This window comes from Pseudomonas sp. PS01301, assembly GCF_029960215.1.
GTDB lineage: Bacteria > Pseudomonadota > Gammaproteobacteria > Pseudomonadales > Pseudomonadaceae > Aquipseudomonas > Aquipseudomonas coleopterorum.
Genome location: NZ_JASCPM010000018.1, coordinates 1 through 15,266, shown reverse-complemented (window position 1 = coordinate 15,266; position 15,266 = coordinate 1). Strand labels below are relative to the sequence as shown.

The following is a 15,266-nucleotide window of genomic DNA, read 5'->3' as shown; positions in this document are numbered from 1 at the left end:
ATCCACCGCGACACCGAATGGACCCCGTTATGTTCAACCCGTTGCCCGACGCCTTCTTCGATACCGACGCGCAATCCCTGGCCCGTGCGTTGCTCGGCAAGGTGATTCGCCACCGTCAGGGTCCCTATTGGCTGTCGGCGCGCATCATCGAAACCGAGGCGTACTACGTCACGGATCGCGGCAGCCATGCCTCGCTTGGCTATACCCACAAGCGCCGCGCGCTGTTCCTGGACGGCGGCCACATCTATATGTATTACGCCCGCGGTGGCGATTCGCTGAATTTCAGTGCCCAGGGACCGGGCAACGCGGTGCTGATCAAGTCGGCCTACCCCTGGCTCGACGCCTGCACCGACGACAACGCCTTCGCCCAGATGCAGCTCAACAATCCCGATGCGAGCGGCCAGCCACGTCCGGCCGAGCGCCTGTGCGCCGGGCAGACCCTGTTGTGCAAGGCCCTGGGCCTGAAAGTACCGGTGTGGGACGCCCAGCGCTTCGACACCGAGCACCTGTTCGTCGACGACGTCGGCGCCACTGTCCCGCACGTGGTGCAGACCACACGCCTGGGCATTCCGCTGGGCCGTGACGAGCACCTGCCCTATCGCTTCGTGGATGCCGGCTATGTCCGCTTCTGCACGCGCAACCCCCTGCGTCGCGGCCAGATCGAAGGCCGCGATTATTTCTCGATCTTTCAAGGAACCTGACTCATGGGCGAATGGCTGGACAGTCTGACAGGCTGGCTGACGTTGCATCCGCAGTGGCTGGGCGTGGCGATCTTCGCCATTGCCTGCATCGAATGCCTGGCGATCGCCGGGATCGTCGTACCCGGCACGGTGGTGTTGTTCGCCGTGGCGGTGCTGGCGGGCAACGGTGCGCTGTCGCTCAGCGAAACCCTGATGCTGGGCTACGCCGGCGGCCTGTTGGGCGACGCCATTTCATACGCCTTGGGCAGGCGCTTTCACCAGAACATCCGTGGCCTACCGTTGCTGCGCACGCACCCGCAATGGCTGGAGACCGCCGAGAGCTATTTCCAGCGCTACGGCGTCGCCAGCCTGCTGGTCGGCCGCTTCATCGGCCCGCTGCGGCCGATGCTGCCCATGGTCGCCGGGATGCTCGACATGCCCTTGCCGCGCTTCATTCTGGTCAGCCTGGTGGCGGCAGCCGGCTGGTCGGTGGCCTATCTGCTACCAGGCTGGGCAACCGGTGCGGCATTCCGCCTGCCCCTACCCGATGACTTCTGGCCACAGGCAGGTATCGTCGTTGCCTGTATCGCCCTGCTGATGGGCCTGAGCCTGCATGCCACCTGGCGCAACCGCGAGCGCGGCACGATGCTGATCGCCCTCGCCTCCTTGATCATGCTGATTGCCTTGTTCTTCGGTTTCCCACACCTGAGCGCACTGGACAACGGCCTCAAGACCCTGGTGCAGGAGCACCGCAGCGAGGCGGCGGAAACCTTCGTGGTGCTGGTGACGCGCATCGGTGATTTCCGCACCCAGTTCATGGTGGCCGGATTGCTCACCGTACTGCTGCTGATCACTCGCCAATGGCGGCCGGCCCTGTTCGCCTGCTCGACCATGCTGATCACCGCATTGCTCAACGGCTCGCTGAAACACCTGGTAGCGCGGCAGCGGCCCGACGTGCTGCTCGAACCGCTGACCACCTTCAGCATGCCCAGCGGGCACAGCTCGGCGGCCTTCGCGTTCTTTCTGAGCCTGGCGATCCTGGCCGGACGCCGGCAGACGCCGCGCATGCGCCTGGTCTGGGTCATCCTGGCGAGCATTCCAGCGCTGTCGATTGCCTTGTCGCGGGTCTACCTGGGCGCCCATTGGCCGACCGACATCATGGCCGGAACCATGCTGGCCTGCTTCGTCTGCGCCTCGTGCCTGGCGGCCGTGGAATATCGCAAGCCGCTGCCGGCCATGCCCCTGCATGTCTGGTGGCTGGTGGTGCCGGGGTGCGCGCTGCTGCTCGGCTTCTTCGCCGTGCACGGGCTACCGATGGCACTGGAACAGTATCGCTATATGTAGCCCAAGCGCAGGGAACGCCCATGATCCTGCGAAAGATCAGGCCTGGGCGTCGCCTTGCAGGGTATCGAGCAGGGCCTGGATCTGCAGCAGGCTGGCACCTGGATCGCTCTGGGCCAACAATCGGCTTTTTTCCTGCTCGGTGAACGGCAGCAGATAGGCCAGCTGGTTGGCCAACGACTGCTGTCCGTGCGCGCCTTCGGTCATGCCCAGAGCGGCGACCATCGGATGTTCGGCCAATGCCTGCAACAGGGCCTGCAGATCGGCATGTTCTTCGGTCAGCGGCGGGTCCGCCTGCTCATCAAGCCAGCTCACGTCGGCCACCAGCAACTGATCCTTCTGCACTTCGGTACGCTCGACGCGGAAGCGCCGCGCACCTTTCACGCGAATACCCAGCAGGCCATTGTCCTGCTTCTGGAAGTCGATGATCACCGCCTCACAGCCCACCTGGGCGTGCGCGCTCGGCGCGTCGCCCACTTCTGCGCCGTCGACGATACCGACCACCCCGAAGCCGGTGCCCTGCTTCATGCAGCGACCGATCATGTCCAGGTAACGCGCCTCGAAGAGCTGCAAGTCCAGCACGCAGCCTGGGAACAGCACGGTGTTGAGGGGAAAGAGCGGCAATGTCATGGCTTGTGTCCTCACGCGAATGCGCTGATGGCCAACGGCAGGAAAACCGCCGTGCCGACGCCCATCAGACTCATGGCCAGCGCCGCGAAGGCGCCGGTTTCTTCACTTTCCTGCAATGCCACCGAGGTCCCCACCGCATGCGCGTTCAGGCCCAGTGCCATCCCGCGCGCCGCCGGATGCTCGACGCCCAGCAGAGACAGCAGGCCGGGGCCGAAGATTCCACCGATGACGCCGGTGATCAGCACGAACACGGCCGCCAGCGCCGCGACGCCACCAATCTGCTCCGCCACCAGCATGGCGATCGGCGAGGTGACCGACTTGGGCGCCATGGTCATCAGAATCATGTGATCGGCCCCCAGCCAACGCCCCAGCAGCAGGCACAGGGCCGTGGCGAACAGGCCGCCCAGGCCCAAGGTGATCAGCGTCGGCCACAGCAACTGACGAATCCGCCGCAGGTTGAGGAACAGCGGCACCGCCAGGGCCACCGTCGCCGGGCCCAGCAGAATGCCGAGAATTTCCGTGCTCTTGCGGTATTCGGCATAGCTGATCCCGCAGCCGACCAGCACCGCGACCAGCAGCAGCATCGACAGCAGCACCGGTTGCAGGAAGATCCAGCGGGTCTTCTCGTAGCCGGCCAGCACCAGTTGATAGGCGCCCAGGGTGATGCCGATGCCGAACAGTGGATGATGGATGACGGCCTGCACCGCGCCCTGCCAGTCCAGCATCATGGTTGCACCGGGGTGTCGTGTCGGCGGCGACGGATCAGGCGCTGCATCAGCCAGCCGACGAACACCGTGGATACCGTGACGGAAATCACCAGCGAGCCGACGATGGCCCAGAAGTCATCGGCGATCTGCTGGGCATACACCATCACGCCCACTGCAGGCGGCACCAGCAGCAATGGCAGGTAGCGCAACAGGTTGTTGGCCGCCAGGCTCAGCGGCTCGCTGACCTCGCCACGGACCATCAGGTAGATCAGCAGCAGCACCAGACCGATGATCGGACCGGGCAACACAGGCAGGATCAGATGATTGAGGGCCGTGCCCAACAGCTGGAACAGGACCAGCCAGGTCAAACCGCGTAGCAACATTGGGGGTCTCCTTCGCAAGCCAGGCATTATAAGCACCTCGGGCGTACGCCTGGGTGATGCAAGATGGCGCACCCCTTGGCGGGCTACGGACCGAGCAGGCAGGCGACGATCATCCGAACGCTGTCGGCGTGCAGGCAGCGCTTGGCCGAAAAGCGCCCTGCATCTGTTTTCCACCCTTGCATCTGCGGCATACTCGGCGCCTCAATCGCCCGGACCCGCTCATGCGCCCTCTCGTTCCCCTCGCCCTGTCGTTGTTGATCGCCGCTTGCGGGGATGGCGAGCCACTGTCGCCGCCCGATGCGCGACTGCCCGATGGCGGTCGCTATCGCGGGGACGTGGTCAATGGGCTGTTGCAGGGCCAGGGCCGGGTCGACTACCCCAACGGCAGTGGCTACGCCGGGCAGTTCAAGGACGGCCAGTGGCAGGGCCAGGGCCAATGGCACGGCCGCAATGGCGAGGTCTACACCGGCGGCTTCGACCATGGCCTGTTTCATGGCCAGGGAACGCTGATCGCGCGCGGCACCACCTACACCGGCGGCTTCGTCAAGGGACGGCGCCAGGGTGAGGGCACCTTCAAGGAAGCCGGCGTGTCGTACCGCGGCGGCTTCAAGGAAGATCAGTACTGGGGTGAAGGCCACATCGAGCTCGACGATGGCAGCCAGTACCAGGGCTGGTTCGCCCACGGCAAACCCAATGGCGAAGGCACGCGCAGCGATGCGGCGGGCAATCAGTTCACTGGCACCTTCGTCAACGGCCTGCTCGAAGGCCACGGCACGTTCAGCAACGCCGACGGCGACCAGTACATCGGCAACTTCCACCTCAACCAGCTGCACGGCCGTGGCCGCTACGAGAATGCCGCAGGCGACGTGTGGATCGGCACCTTCAAGGAAGGCGTGCTCAGCGGCAAGGGCGAAATGTTCGCCAGCGATGGCAGCCACTACAAGGGCGAATTCGCCGATTGGCGCTTCAGCGGCAAGGGTTGGCTGGCCCTGGCCGACGGCAGCACCTACAGCGGCACCTTCGAGAACGACACCTATCAAGGCCAGGGCACCCTGACCCTCAAGGATGGCAGCACCCAGGTCGGCTATTGGCTCAATGGCCAGCGCATCCGCGATGCCCAGGGCCACCTGTTGCCCGATCCGCTGGAGCAGGGGCTGCTCAACCAAGGCCGGCTGCTGGAGCAGGCGCTCGCCGCCGTTCCGCCGTCCACCGCGGCGATCGAACTGTACAGCCTGGCGCTGGCCGGGGATGGCAAGCAAAGCGTGTTCATGCGCGAAGCCGACTACGTCACCGGCATGCTCGCCAGCCGTTTCGGCGCCGTCGGCCAGATCACCCTGGCCAACCATCGCGATCACCTGGCCGATCGCGTGATGGCCAGTCGCGAGACCCTGAGCCGCAGCGTCCAGACGCTGGCGGCGCGCAGCGGCCCGGAAGACCTGGTGTTCATCTACCTGACCAGCCACGGCACCAGCGAGCACGAACTGGTGCTCGATCAACCTCGCCTGCAGTTGGGCGACCTGCCAGCCGATGAACTGGCCGCCGTGCTGGCACCGCTCAAGGGCCGCGACAAGGTGGTGGTCATTTCGGCCTGTTACTCGGGCGGGTTCATCCCGGCGCTCAGGGACGAAAAAACCCTGATCATGACCGCCTCGCGAGCCGACCGCGTGTCCTTCGGCTGCTCCGAAGAGGCCGACTTCACCTATTTCGGCGACGCCCTGTTCGCCCAGGCCCTGAACCAGACGGACGACCTGCAGCAGGCTTTCGAACTTGCCAGCCGGCACGTTGCCGAACGGGAGATCGCCGACAATTACGAGGCCTCGCAGCCACAGATCTGGGCGCCCAAGGGGGTGCTCGCGCATTGGCAGCGATTGCGCCAACAACAGGCCAAGCGCGCATTGCACGATGCCGCAGCGCCTGAGAACACGCCATAGGGCATCCGCTTCACGCTGCCTGTATCAAGGGAGACACCGCATGTACTTGACGCCGCAGCACATCCTTCTCGCGGGCGCCACGGGCCTGACCGGCGAGCACCTGCTCGATCGCCTGCTCGCCGAACCCACCGTGAAAAGAGTCCTGGCGCCCACCCGCCGCCCCCTCGCCGAGCACGCGCACCTGGAAAACCCGGTGGGGCCGTTGTTGCCCCTGCTGGCAGACCTGCAAGGGCCGGTGGACATCGCCTTCTCGTGCCTGGGCACGACCATCAAGCAGGCTGGCTCCCAGGAGGCGTTTCGCGAGGTCGACCATACGCTCATCGTCGCCTATGCCCAGCGCGCCCTGGAACTGGGTGCGCGACACTTTCTGCTGATCAGCGCCATCGACGCCGACCCGCAATCCTCGGTTTTCTACAATCGGGTGAAGGGCGAAACCGAAGAGGCTCTGCGTGCGCAGGGCTGGCCGCAACTGACCATCGCCCGACCGTCGCTGCTGATCGGCGACCGCGTCGAGGCACGCCTGGCCGAGCGCATTGCCGGGCCCCTGTCGAAACTGATTCCGGGCAAGTACCACGGCATCGAAGCGCTGCAACTGGCCCGTGCGTTGTGGCGCCTGGCGCTGGAGGAACAGGACGGCGTGCGCGTGGTGGAATCGGACGAGCTGCGGCGCCTGGGCAAATAGCTTGCCGCCCGCGCCTCAGTCGTCGCTGCCGTGGTGGTGCTCGCCCCAACGCGGCAGCATGTCCTGGGGAATATCGAGCAGATTCAGTACGCGCGCGACGACGAAGTCGATCAGGTCGTCGATGGTCTGCGGCTGGTGATAGAAACCAGGTGCCGCCGGCAGAATCACCGCGCCCATCTGCGACAGCTTGAGCATGTTTTCCAGGTGAATGGTCGAGAACGGTGCTTCCCGCGGCACCAGGATCAACTGCCGCCGCTCCTTGAGGGTCACGTCGGCGGCGCGCTCGATGAGGTTGTTGCAGGCGCCGGTGGCAATGGCCGACAGCGTTCCGGTCGAGCACGGCACCACCACCATCGCACTGGGCGCGCCGGAACCCGAGGCCACCGGCGACATCCAGTCTTCCTTGCCATACACGCGGATCTGCCCGGCGGACGCTCCGGTGTACTCGTTGAGAAAAGCCTGCATGGCCTGCGGTTTGGCTGGCAGGGTGACGTCGGTCTCGGTGGCCAGCACCAGTTGCGCGGCCTTGGAGATGAGGAAATGCACCTCGCGGTCCTCACGCACCAGGCAGTCGAGCAGGCGCAGGCCATATTGCGCGCCCGAGGCGCCGGTCATGGCCAGGGTGATGCGCTGCGGGCCACTCATTTGAGCGCCTCCGCCAGTTTCAGATGCAGGCCGCCAAAGCCGCCGTTGCTCATGATCACCACATGGGTGCCGGGCCGAGCCTGGCCCTTGACCCGCTCGATGATGGCTTCCAGCGAATCGGCAACGACCGCCGGGACCGGGCACTGCGCCGCCGTCGCGGCCAGGTCCCAGCCCAGATTGGGGGGCGCGTACCAGATCACCTGATCGGCGTCGCAGACGCTTTCGGGCAAGCCGTCACGATGCGCCCCCAGCCTCATGGAGTTGGAACGCGGTTCGATCACGGCGATCAATGCCGCATCACCAATGCGCTTGCGCAGGCCGTCCAGCGTCGTGGCGATGGCCGTGGGGTGGTGCGCGAAATCGTCGTAGAGGGTAACGCCCTGCACTTCGGCGACCCATTCCATACGCCGCTTGACGCTCTTGAACGCGCACAGCGCCTCGATACCCAGCGGCGCAACCACGCCGACGTGGCGGGCGGCGGCCAAGGTTGCCAAGGCATTGGCCACGTTGTGCTGGCCGGTCAGCGGCCAATCCACCGTGCCCTGCACCACACCTTCGAACGACACCTCGAAGCGCGAGCCATCGGCACTGAGCAGATTCGCCTGCCACTGACCGTTCTCGCCCGTGGTCTGCACCGGTGTCCAGCAACCCATCTCGATCACGCGACTCAAAGCCGGTTCGGTGGTGGGGTGGATGACCAGCCCCTCGCTGGGCACCGTGCGGATGAGGTGATGGAACTGACGCTCGATAGCCGCCAGGTCGGGGAAGATGTCAGCGTGATCGAATTCCAGGTTGTTGAGGATCGTGGTCCGCGGGCGGTAGTGGACGAACTTGGAGCGCTTGTCGAAAAACGCGCTGTCGTATTCGTCTGCCTCGACCACGAAGAACGGCGTCTGCCCCAGGCGGGCGGACACCGCGAAATTCTGTGGCACGCCGCCGATCAGGAAGCCCGGCGCCATGCCAGCATGCTCCAGCACCCAGGCCAGCATGCTGCTGGTGGTGGTCTTGCCGTGGGTGCCGGCAACGGCCAGCACCCAGCGCCCCTGCAGCACATGGTCGGCCAACCATTGGGGGCCGGAAACGTAGGGCAGGCCTTTGTTCAGCACGTATTCGACCGCTGGGTTGCCGCGCGACAGGGCATTGCCGATCACCACCAGGTCGGGTGCGGGTTCCAGTTGGGCGGCGTCGTAGCCTTGGGTCAGTTCGATGCCCTGAGCCTGCAGCTGAGTGCTCATGGGCGGGTAGACATTGGCGTCCGACCCCGTGACGCGGTGGCCCAGTTCCTTGGCGAGCACCGCCAGAGAGCCCATGAAGGTGCCGCAGATACCGAGAATGTGAATGTGCATGGTTGGCCTCGTAAAACGTCGAGGCAGGGTAGCGTAGGGTAGGAAAAATCGCATCCTTTGATTGGCGATCACCCGCCTCCGGCCTGCCGCCGCGCAGTGGTTTCAAGGCGCCCTGCCCGGCTTTGTTCTACGCTTAAGGGGCGCTACCGCGCGTCCTCCACAGAACCACAACAGCAGGAGACTCCCCATGCGTTACGCACACCCGGGCACCGAAGGCGCCAAGGTCGAGTTCAAGGCCAAGTACGGCAACTATATTGGCGGCGAATTCGTCGCGCCGGTGGACGGCAACTACTTCACCACCACCTCACCCGTCAACGGCAAGCCCATCGCCGAATTTCCCCGCTCTAACGCCCGCGACATCGACAAGGCGCTGGACGCCGCCCATGCCGCCGCCGAGGCGTGGGGCACGACGTCGGTGCAGGCTCGCTCGCTGATCCTGCTGAAGATCGCCGACCGTATCGAACAGAATCTGGAAACCCTGGCCATCACCGAAACCTGGGACAACGGCAAGGCCATTCGGGAAACCCTGAACGCCGACATTCCGCTGGCGGCCGATCATTTCCGCTACTTCGCTGGCTGCCTGCGGGCCCAGGAAGGCAGCGCCGCTGAAATCGATGGCAACACCGTCGCCTACCATATCCACGAACCGCTGGGCGTGGTCGGGCAGATCATCCCCTGGAACTTCCCGATCCTGATGGCCGCCTGGAAGCTGGCCCCGGCACTGGCCGCCGGTAACTGCGTGGTGCTCAAGCCGGCCGAACAGACGCCGCTGGGCATCACGGTACTGATGGAGTTGATCGGTGACCTGCTGCCGCCGGGCGTGCTCAACGTGGTCCAGGGTTTCGGCAAGGAGGCCGGCGAAGCGCTGGCCACCAGCAAGCGCATCGCCAAGATCGCCTTCACCGGCTCGACACCGGTGGGCTCGCACATCATGAAATGCGCTGCCGAGAACATCATTCCCTCGACGGTGGAGCTGGGCGGCAAATCACCGAACATCTTTTTCGAAGACATCATGCAGGCCGAGCAGACCTTCATCGAGAAAGCCGCCGAAGGCCTGGTGCTGGCCTTCTTCAACCAGGGCGAGGTATGCACCTGCCCTTCCCGCGCGCTGGTACAGGAATCCATCTACCCGGCCTTCATGAAGGAAGTCATGAAGAAGGTCGAGCAGATCAAGCGCGGCGATCCGCTGGACACCGACACCATGGTCGGCGCCCAGGCGTCGGAGCAGCAGTTCGACAAGATTCTCTCCTACCTGGAAATCGCCAAGGGTGAAGGCGCCGAACTGCTCACCGGCGGTCAGGTGCAGAAACTCGAAGGTGACCTGTCGACCGGCTACTACATCCAGCCAACCCTGCTCAAAGGCACGAACAAAATGCGCGTGTTCCAGGAGGAAATCTTCGGCCCGGTGGTCAGCATCACCACCTTCAAGGACGAAGCCGAAGCCCTGGCCATCGCCAACGACACCGAGTTCGGCCTGGGTGCCGGGGTCTGGACCCGCGACATCAACCGTGCCTGGCGCATGGGCCGCGGCATCAAGGCCGGACGGGTCTGGACCAACTGCTACCACCTGTACCCGGCGCATGCCGCGTTCGGTGGCTACAAGAAATCCGGCGTGGGCCGCGAGACCCACAAGATGATGCTCGACCACTACCAGCAGACCAAGAACCTGCTGGTCAGCTACGACATCAATCCACTGGGCTTCTTCTGACCCAACGACAGCGAGGGATGCCTTGGCGTCCCTTGCCTGCTCTGCCGACCTTGCCAGTTTCGCTGGACCGACACGCGACCGTCGGTCGTTTGTGCGGACCTGGCGAACCGACCAACAAACCTGCTTCACCCATCGGTATACTGCGCGGATTCTCAAAGATCGAATCAGCACAGGTACCCGCCATGGAATTCAGCTTCATCGACCTCATCCTGCACCTGGATGTGTACCTCAACATGCTGGTGACCCAGTACGGCACCTGGGTCTACGCGATCCTGTTCCTGGTGATCTTCTGCGAAACCGGCCTGGTGGTGATGCCTTTCCTGCCCGGTGACTCGCTGTTGTTCATCGCCGGTGCCGTGGCGGCCGGCGGCGGCATGGACCCGTTCCTGCTCGCGGCCCTGCTGATGAGCGCCGCCATCCTGGGCGACAGCACCAACTACATCGTCGGGCGTACCGTAGGCGACAAGCTGTTCAGCAACCCGGATTCCAAGATCTTCCGTCGCGACTATCTGGATCAGACCCACGCCTTCTATGCTCGCCACGGTGGCAAGACCGTTACCCTGGCGCGGTTCCTGCCGATCTTGCGTACCTTCGCCCCGTTCGTGGCTGGTGTCGGCAAAATGCACTACCCGCGCTTCCTGGGCTTCAGTGTGCTGGGCACGGTGTTGTGGGTCTGCGGCCTGGTGACCCTGGGCTACTTCTTCGGCAACATGCCGTTCATCAAACAGAACCTGACCCTGCTGATCGTAGCGATCATCCTGATTTCGCTGCTGCCGATGATCATCGGCCTGGTGCGCAGCCGTATGGGCGGCCCTGCCCCGTCGCGCTGATATCATGTGGTCGTACAAGGCCTGGCGGCGCCAGCGAATTCTGGACCGCCACCGTATCGATGACGCGCTGTGGCAAACGGTGCGTGATGACCTGCCGATTCTCGATGGCCTCGATGCACAGCAGGACCAGCACCTGCGCGAGGCCTGCGTGCTGTTCCTGCAGGCCAAGGCCCTGACCTGCCTGCCCGGTGTCGAACTCGACGATCGCGCTCGCCTTCATCTTGCGGCGCAGGCGCAGTTGCCGTTGCTGCAACTGGGTGATCTGGACTGGTATCAGGGCTTTCACGAAATCGTCCTGTACGCCGACGATTTCGTCAGCCCGCAGCGCTACCGCGATCCCAGCGGCGTGGAGCACCAGTGGGACGGCGAGCACAGTGGCGAGGCCTGGCAACAGGGGCCGGTCATTCTGGCCTGGTCGGGGGTGATGACCAGCGGTGGCTGGGATGGCTACAACCTGGTCATCCACGAACTGGCGCACAAGCTCGACATGCTCAACGGCGACGCCAACGGCCTGCCACCGCTGCACGGCGACATGCGTGTGAGCGACTGGGCAAGCGCCATGCAGCACGCCTACGACGATCTCAATCGCCAGCTCGATGCCGATCCGGATGCGGAAACGGCCATCGACCCCTATGCGGCGGAAAACCCGGCGGAGTTCTTCGCCGTCACCAGCGAGTATTTCTTCGCCGCGCCGGATTTGCTGCACCAGGCCTATCCGCTGGTCTACGAGCAGTTGCGCCTGTTCTATCGCCAGGATCCGCTCGAACGGCTCGCGGCCCTCCCCCGACCTGCATAACGCCCGGACGCGGCTTGCGCCGCTGCTACAGGGGACCGCGTTCATCCGTACCGCGTCGGTCGTCGACAGCCAATCCCATTCCCCAACGCCACGTTTAATGGCAAACCCATTCCCTGTAGCAGCGGCGCAAGCCGCGTCGGCAGGCGCTGCAGACGACTGGGGCCGGACCGCGGCGCGTGTGGCATGCGTTCCTACAATGTGCCTATAATCGCGCCCACATTTTCGGCCTGCACGGCCTTCAGACTGGCCCAAACCACGGGGGCAACGCCCAATGAGCTACAGCAAGATTCCGGCTGGCAAAGACCTGCCGAACGACATCTACGTCGCCATCGAGATTCCGGCCAACCACGCGCCGATCAAATACGAAATCGACAAGGACAGCGACACCCTGTTCGTCGATCGTTTCATGGCCACGCCGATGTTCTACCCGGCCAACTACGGCTTCATCCCCAACACCCTGGCCGATGATGGCGACCCCCTCGACGTGCTGGTCGTCACCCCTTACCCGGTTGCACCCGGCTCGGTCATCCGCGCTCGTCCGGTCGGCATCCTGCACATGACCGACGACGGCGGCGGCGACGCCAAGGTCATCGCCGTACCGCACGACAAGCTGTCGCAGCTGTATGTGGACGTCAAGGAATACACCGATCTGCCGCCGCTGCTGCTGGAACAGATCAAGCACTTCTTCGAGAACTACAAGGATCTCGAAAAAGGCAAATGGGTGAAGATCGAAGGCTGGGGCGACGCAGACGCTGCCCGCGCCGAAATCACCAAGTCGGTCGCCGCGTACAAGGGCTGATCCGTCGCTGTACCGAAAACCCCGGCCCAGGCCGGGGTTTTTCATGGGCGCAGCAAAGGCATTTGGCCTTGAGGGGAAAAAGAGATTTGCACAGGCACCCGCCCGTGCGTATTCTTTGGCCCTCACCAGCTCAGGCTGGTCAACAGTTTGCAGGCGGTTGCGGCTTACCAAAAGTAAGGCAAGATCGTCGACGAGAAGCCGGCCATAAGCCGGCTTTTTAATGCCCGCAAGAAACTGCTCAGCGCTTGTTTCGCGGCCACAGACCGCTCCTACGGAGCACCGTACACCCATGTAGGAGCGGTCATCGGCCGCGAAAGCGTCTTTCGGGTCGCCATCGAATCCAGCCTCTTCACGGTAACTCGCAGCGCCTACAGGTCGTAGCCGGTGCCGGCCAGACCACGCTTGACACTCTCAAGATGCAGACGCGCGCTCTCGGCGTTGCCGACCAGCATCTGCCGGCACGCGGCGCTGGCGATGGCGTGGGGTACGGGCTTGAGCGGGCGGCCGCTGGCCATGGCCTTGAGTTGCACTTCGGCGGCCCGTTCCAGGTAGTACAGGTCATCCCACGCTTCGGCGATGCTGGGGCCGAGCACCAGCGGGCCGTGATTCTTGAGCATGACGATATCCGCCTCACCGGCCGCGCGCGAAATGCGCTCGCCCTCGGCATCGTCCAGGGCCAGGCCGTTGTAGTGCTCGTCCACCACCATCCGCTCATAGAACTTCAACGCTGTTTGCCCGGCCCACACGAATGGGTCGCCTTCGAGCATGCACAGCGCCGTGGCGTTGGGCATATGGGTGTGGAACGCGGCGGTGGCACGCGGGTTGAGGCGATGCAGTTGGGCGTGGATGAAAAACGCCGTCGCCTCCGGCTTGCCTTCACCGGCCAGGACGCGCCCCTGAAAATCGCAGATCAGCAACGAGGACGCGGTGACTTCGGCGAACGCCAGACCGAACGGGTTCACCAGAAACAACTGCGGATGGCCGGGCAGCACAAAGGAAAAGTGGTTGCAGATCCCCTCGGCCATACCCAGTTTCGCCGCCATGCGAAAACAGGCCGCCAAGTCGCTGCGCGCCTGACGGATCTCGGGGCTGTCGAGACTGGCTGTACGCGTCATAGGGCTGACAGCGGGGTGGATATCGAAACTGTGAGCCATGGTCACGGGTCCTGAAAAAGCTGGAGAGAGACTGCCAAGCGTAGCCAAAACCAGCCGCGGGCCAAGGGACAGTTACGCGGTTTGCCTGGGCCAGTCGAACGGCCTGACCCACTGTTTCAGCCCATCTGGCCCTACGGACGCGGCCGTGTTTGTTCCTATCGTGGGCCACCGCCGTGCGCTCACGGCCCCGCCACCAGCCTTGGCTGACTACGATCCTGCAGAGGTAGCCCATGAGCACGCCCGTTTCCAACGCCTACGTGTACGCCCTGGACCGCGAATTCGTGTTCCATTCCTGGTCGACCCAGGGCGCGCTGAACCCGCTGGTGATCGCCGGTGGCCAGGGCTGCACGCTGTGGGACTACGAGGGGCGCGAGTATCTGGACTTCAGCAGTCAGTTGGTCAACACCAACATTGGCCATCAGCATCCGAGAGTGATCGCGGCCATCGTCGAGCAGGCCAGCAGCCTGGTCACGGTGGCTCCGGCCACGGCCAACCTGATGCGCGGTGAGGCGGCCAAGCGCATCCTGGCGCGGGCGCCGAGCCACTTCAGCAAAGTGTTCTTCACCAATGCCGGCGCGGACGCCAACGAGAACGCCATGCGCATGGCGCGGCTATTCACCGGGCGCGACAAGATTCTTTCCGCTTACCGCTCCTACCATGGCAGCACCGGCGCGGCCATCGTCGCCACGGGCGATCCACGGCGAGTGCCCAATGAATTCGCCCGCGGCCATGTGCATTTCTTCAATCCGTACCTGTTTCGCACCGAGTTTCATGCCACCAACGAGCAGGAAGAATGTGAGCGCGCACTGCAGCACCTGCGCCGGGTCATCGAATGCGAAGGCCCGGCTGCCGTTGCGGCCATCCTGCTGGAAAGCGTACCCGGCACGGCCGGCATCCTGGTGCCGCCCAAGGGCTACCTGGCCGGCGTGCGCGCGCTGGCCGACGAGTACGGCATTCTGGTGATTCTCGATGAAGTGATGGCCGGTTTCGGGCGCACCGGCAGCTGGCTGGCACTGGACCATTTCGACATCGTGCCGGACCTGATCTGCTTCGCCAAAGGGGTCAACTCCGGCTACGTGCCCGCCGGCGGGGTGATGATTTCCAAACCCATTGCCGAGTATTTCGATGACCATTTCTTCCCCGGCGGCCTGACCTATTCCGGGCATCCGCTGGCCATGGCGGCCATTGTGGCGACGCTGGATGTGATGGCCGAGGAAGGCATCGTCGACAACGCCCGGCAGATCGGCCATGAAGTGCTGGGGCCTGGCTTGCGGGCGCTGGCGGCGAAGTACCCGTTGATCGGCGAGGCCCGCGGGATCGGCCTGTTCTGGGCGCTGGAGTTCATCAGCGACAGAAAACTCAAGACGCCGCTGGCCGCTCCGGTGATGGGCCAGATGAAAGCGGCGTTTCAGGCGCGCGGATTGCTGACTTTCATTGTCGAGAACCGCTTGCACGTGGTGCCGCCGTGCATCGTCAATGCCGCCCAGGTGGAGGAAGCGCTGGGGATTTTCGATGAGGTGATCGGTGAGTTTTCGGGCAGGTATATGCGGTGAATGGGCTGGGCTCTTCGCGGGCAGAGAGCTCGCCGCCCGCCCCGCTCCCACAGAAGATCTTATTTACCTGTGGGAGCGGGG

At 64.4% G+C, this 15,266-nt stretch carries 15 protein-coding genes; 9 read left to right on the top strand and 6 right to left on the bottom strand.

Annotated elements, in window-relative coordinates:
* Positions 1-29: 29 nt before the first annotated feature.
* The gene (locus QMX89_RS11615) at positions 30-701 is read left to right on the top strand and encodes a DNA-3-methyladenine glycosylase (protein ID WP_282348271.1); all 672 of its coding nucleotides are present in this window, start codon (positions 30-32) and stop codon (positions 699-701) included.
* 3 nt (positions 702-704) lie between these two features.
* Positions 705-2,024: a bifunctional DedA family/phosphatase PAP2 family protein gene (locus QMX89_RS11610; protein ID WP_282348269.1), complete on the top strand. Its 1,320-nt coding sequence runs from the start codon at positions 705-707 to the stop codon at positions 2,022-2,024.
* A 36-nt stretch (positions 2,025-2,060) separates the two neighbouring features.
* Here QMX89_RS11610 and QMX89_RS11605 read toward each other — a convergent pair whose 3' ends face one another.
* Genes QMX89_RS11605 through QMX89_RS11595 form a run of 3 tightly spaced genes read right to left on the bottom strand, consistent with a single transcriptional unit; the run spans position 2,061 to position 3,741 of the window.
* Positions 2,061-2,651 (bottom strand): LON peptidase substrate-binding domain-containing protein, encoded by a 591-nt coding sequence (locus tag QMX89_RS11605; RefSeq protein ID WP_282348267.1) that lies wholly within the window; start codon positions 2,649-2,651, stop codon positions 2,061-2,063.
* An 11-nt stretch (positions 2,652-2,662) separates the two neighbouring features.
* Entirely contained in the window at positions 2,663-3,379 is a 717-nt protein-coding gene (locus QMX89_RS11600) for an LrgB family protein (protein ID WP_049860831.1), read from the bottom strand.
* Positions 3,376-3,741 (bottom strand): CidA/LrgA family protein, encoded by a 366-nt coding sequence (locus QMX89_RS11595; RefSeq protein WP_049860830.1) that lies wholly within the window; start codon positions 3,739-3,741, stop codon positions 3,376-3,378. The genes QMX89_RS11600 and QMX89_RS11595 overlap by 4 nt, the downstream gene beginning before the upstream one ends.
* A 221-nt stretch (positions 3,742-3,962) precedes the next feature.
* On the opposite strand from QMX89_RS11595, the gene QMX89_RS11590 reads away from it, so the two are divergent.
* Together QMX89_RS11590 and QMX89_RS11585 are read left to right on the top strand one after the other, a co-directional pair.
* Positions 3,963-5,672, top strand: coding sequence for a C13 family peptidase (locus tag QMX89_RS11590; protein WP_282348266.1), 1,710 nt, complete (start codon positions 3,963-3,965; stop codon positions 5,670-5,672).
* Between the two features lie 40 nt (positions 5,673-5,712).
* Positions 5,713-6,354, top strand: coding sequence for an oxidoreductase (locus tag QMX89_RS11585; protein ID WP_049860828.1), 642 nt, complete (start codon positions 5,713-5,715; stop codon positions 6,352-6,354).
* 15 nt (positions 6,355-6,369) lie between these two features.
* Here QMX89_RS11585 and ubiX read toward each other — a convergent pair whose 3' ends face one another.
* Both ubiX and mpl read right to left on the bottom strand, forming a co-directional pair.
* A complete protein-coding gene (gene ubiX / locus QMX89_RS11580) occupies positions 6,370-6,999 on the bottom strand; it encodes a flavin prenyltransferase UbiX (RefSeq protein ID WP_043192628.1) in 630 nt (209 codons plus the stop codon).
* Complete coding sequence (mpl, locus tag QMX89_RS11575) at positions 6,996-8,345, bottom strand: UDP-N-acetylmuramate:L-alanyl-gamma-D-glutamyl-meso-diaminopimelate ligase (RefSeq protein WP_282348262.1); 1,350 nt, start codon at positions 8,343-8,345, stop codon at positions 6,996-6,998. The genes ubiX and mpl overlap by 4 nt, the downstream gene beginning before the upstream one ends.
* A gap of 187 nt (positions 8,346-8,532) precedes the next feature.
* Here mpl and QMX89_RS11570 point away from each other — a divergent pair, with 187 nt between their 5' ends.
* The 4 genes from QMX89_RS11570 to ppa all read left to right on the top strand — a co-directional run bounded on the left by QMX89_RS11570 (position 8,533) and on the right by ppa (position 12,478).
* On the top strand, positions 8,533-10,053 hold the full coding sequence (locus QMX89_RS11570) for an aldehyde dehydrogenase family protein (RefSeq protein ID WP_049860826.1): 1,521 nt from the start codon (positions 8,533-8,535) through the stop codon (positions 10,051-10,053).
* 182 nt (positions 10,054-10,235) lie between these two features.
* Positions 10,236-10,883: a DedA family protein gene (locus QMX89_RS11565; protein ID WP_282348261.1), complete on the top strand. Its 648-nt coding sequence runs from the start codon at positions 10,236-10,238 to the stop codon at positions 10,881-10,883.
* 4 nt (positions 10,884-10,887) lie between these two features.
* A complete protein-coding gene (locus QMX89_RS11560; RefSeq protein WP_282348260.1) occupies positions 10,888-11,679 on the top strand; it encodes a M90 family metallopeptidase in 792 nt (263 codons plus the stop codon).
* 271 nt (positions 11,680-11,950) lie between these two features.
* Positions 11,951-12,478 carry an inorganic diphosphatase gene (gene ppa, locus QMX89_RS11555; protein ID WP_049860823.1) on the top strand — a complete coding sequence of 176 codons (528 nt, stop codon included), beginning with the start codon at positions 11,951-11,953 and terminating at the stop codon, positions 12,476-12,478.
* 368 nt (positions 12,479-12,846) lie between these two features.
* Here the strand turns inward: ppa and QMX89_RS11550 are convergent, their stop codons facing one another.
* Complete coding sequence (locus QMX89_RS11550; protein ID WP_282348259.1) at positions 12,847-13,632, bottom strand: aldolase; 786 nt, start codon at positions 13,630-13,632, stop codon at positions 12,847-12,849.
* Between the two features lie 230 nt (positions 13,633-13,862).
* Here QMX89_RS11550 and QMX89_RS11545 point away from each other — a divergent pair, with 230 nt between their 5' ends.
* On the top strand, positions 13,863-15,185 hold the full coding sequence (locus tag QMX89_RS11545) for an aspartate aminotransferase family protein (RefSeq protein WP_282348258.1): 1,323 nt from the start codon (positions 13,863-13,865) through the stop codon (positions 15,183-15,185).
* Positions 15,186-15,266 lie beyond the last annotated feature (81 nt).

Excerpts from the sequence above, each read along its gene's own strand:
- QMX89_RS11615 (WP_282348271.1), top strand. The coding sequence starts at position 30 with ATGTTCAACCCGTTGCCCGACGCCTTCTTCGATACCGACGCGCAATCC.
- QMX89_RS11610 (WP_282348269.1), top strand. The coding sequence starts at position 705 with ATGGGCGAATGGCTGGACAGTCTGACAGGCTGGCTGACGTTGCATCCG.
- QMX89_RS11605 (WP_282348267.1), bottom strand. The coding sequence starts at position 2,651 with ATGACATTGCCGCTCTTTCCCCTCAACACCGTGCTGTTCCCAGGCTGC.
- QMX89_RS11600 (WP_049860831.1), bottom strand. The coding sequence starts at position 3,379 with ATGATGCTGGACTGGCAGGGCGCGGTGCAGGCCGTCATCCATCATCCA.
- QMX89_RS11595 (WP_049860830.1), bottom strand. The coding sequence starts at position 3,741 with ATGTTGCTACGCGGTTTGACCTGGCTGGTCCTGTTCCAGCTGTTGGGC.
- QMX89_RS11590 (WP_282348266.1), top strand. The coding sequence starts at position 3,963 with ATGCGCCCTCTCGTTCCCCTCGCCCTGTCGTTGTTGATCGCCGCTTGC.
- QMX89_RS11585 (WP_049860828.1), top strand. The coding sequence starts at position 5,713 with ATGTACTTGACGCCGCAGCACATCCTTCTCGCGGGCGCCACGGGCCTG.
- ubiX (WP_043192628.1), bottom strand. The coding sequence starts at position 6,999 with ATGAGTGGCCCGCAGCGCATCACCCTGGCCATGACCGGCGCCTCGGGC.
- mpl (WP_282348262.1), bottom strand. The coding sequence starts at position 8,345 with ATGCACATTCACATTCTCGGTATCTGCGGCACCTTCATGGGCTCTCTG.
- QMX89_RS11570 (WP_049860826.1), top strand. The coding sequence starts at position 8,533 with ATGCGTTACGCACACCCGGGCACCGAAGGCGCCAAGGTCGAGTTCAAG.
- QMX89_RS11565 (WP_282348261.1), top strand. The coding sequence starts at position 10,236 with ATGGAATTCAGCTTCATCGACCTCATCCTGCACCTGGATGTGTACCTC.
- QMX89_RS11560 (WP_282348260.1), top strand. The coding sequence starts at position 10,888 with ATGTGGTCGTACAAGGCCTGGCGGCGCCAGCGAATTCTGGACCGCCAC.
- ppa (WP_049860823.1), top strand. The coding sequence starts at position 11,951 with ATGAGCTACAGCAAGATTCCGGCTGGCAAAGACCTGCCGAACGACATC.
- QMX89_RS11550 (WP_282348259.1), bottom strand. The coding sequence starts at position 13,632 with ATGGCTCACAGTTTCGATATCCACCCCGCTGTCAGCCCTATGACGCGT.
- QMX89_RS11545 (WP_282348258.1), top strand. The coding sequence starts at position 13,863 with ATGAGCACGCCCGTTTCCAACGCCTACGTGTACGCCCTGGACCGCGAA.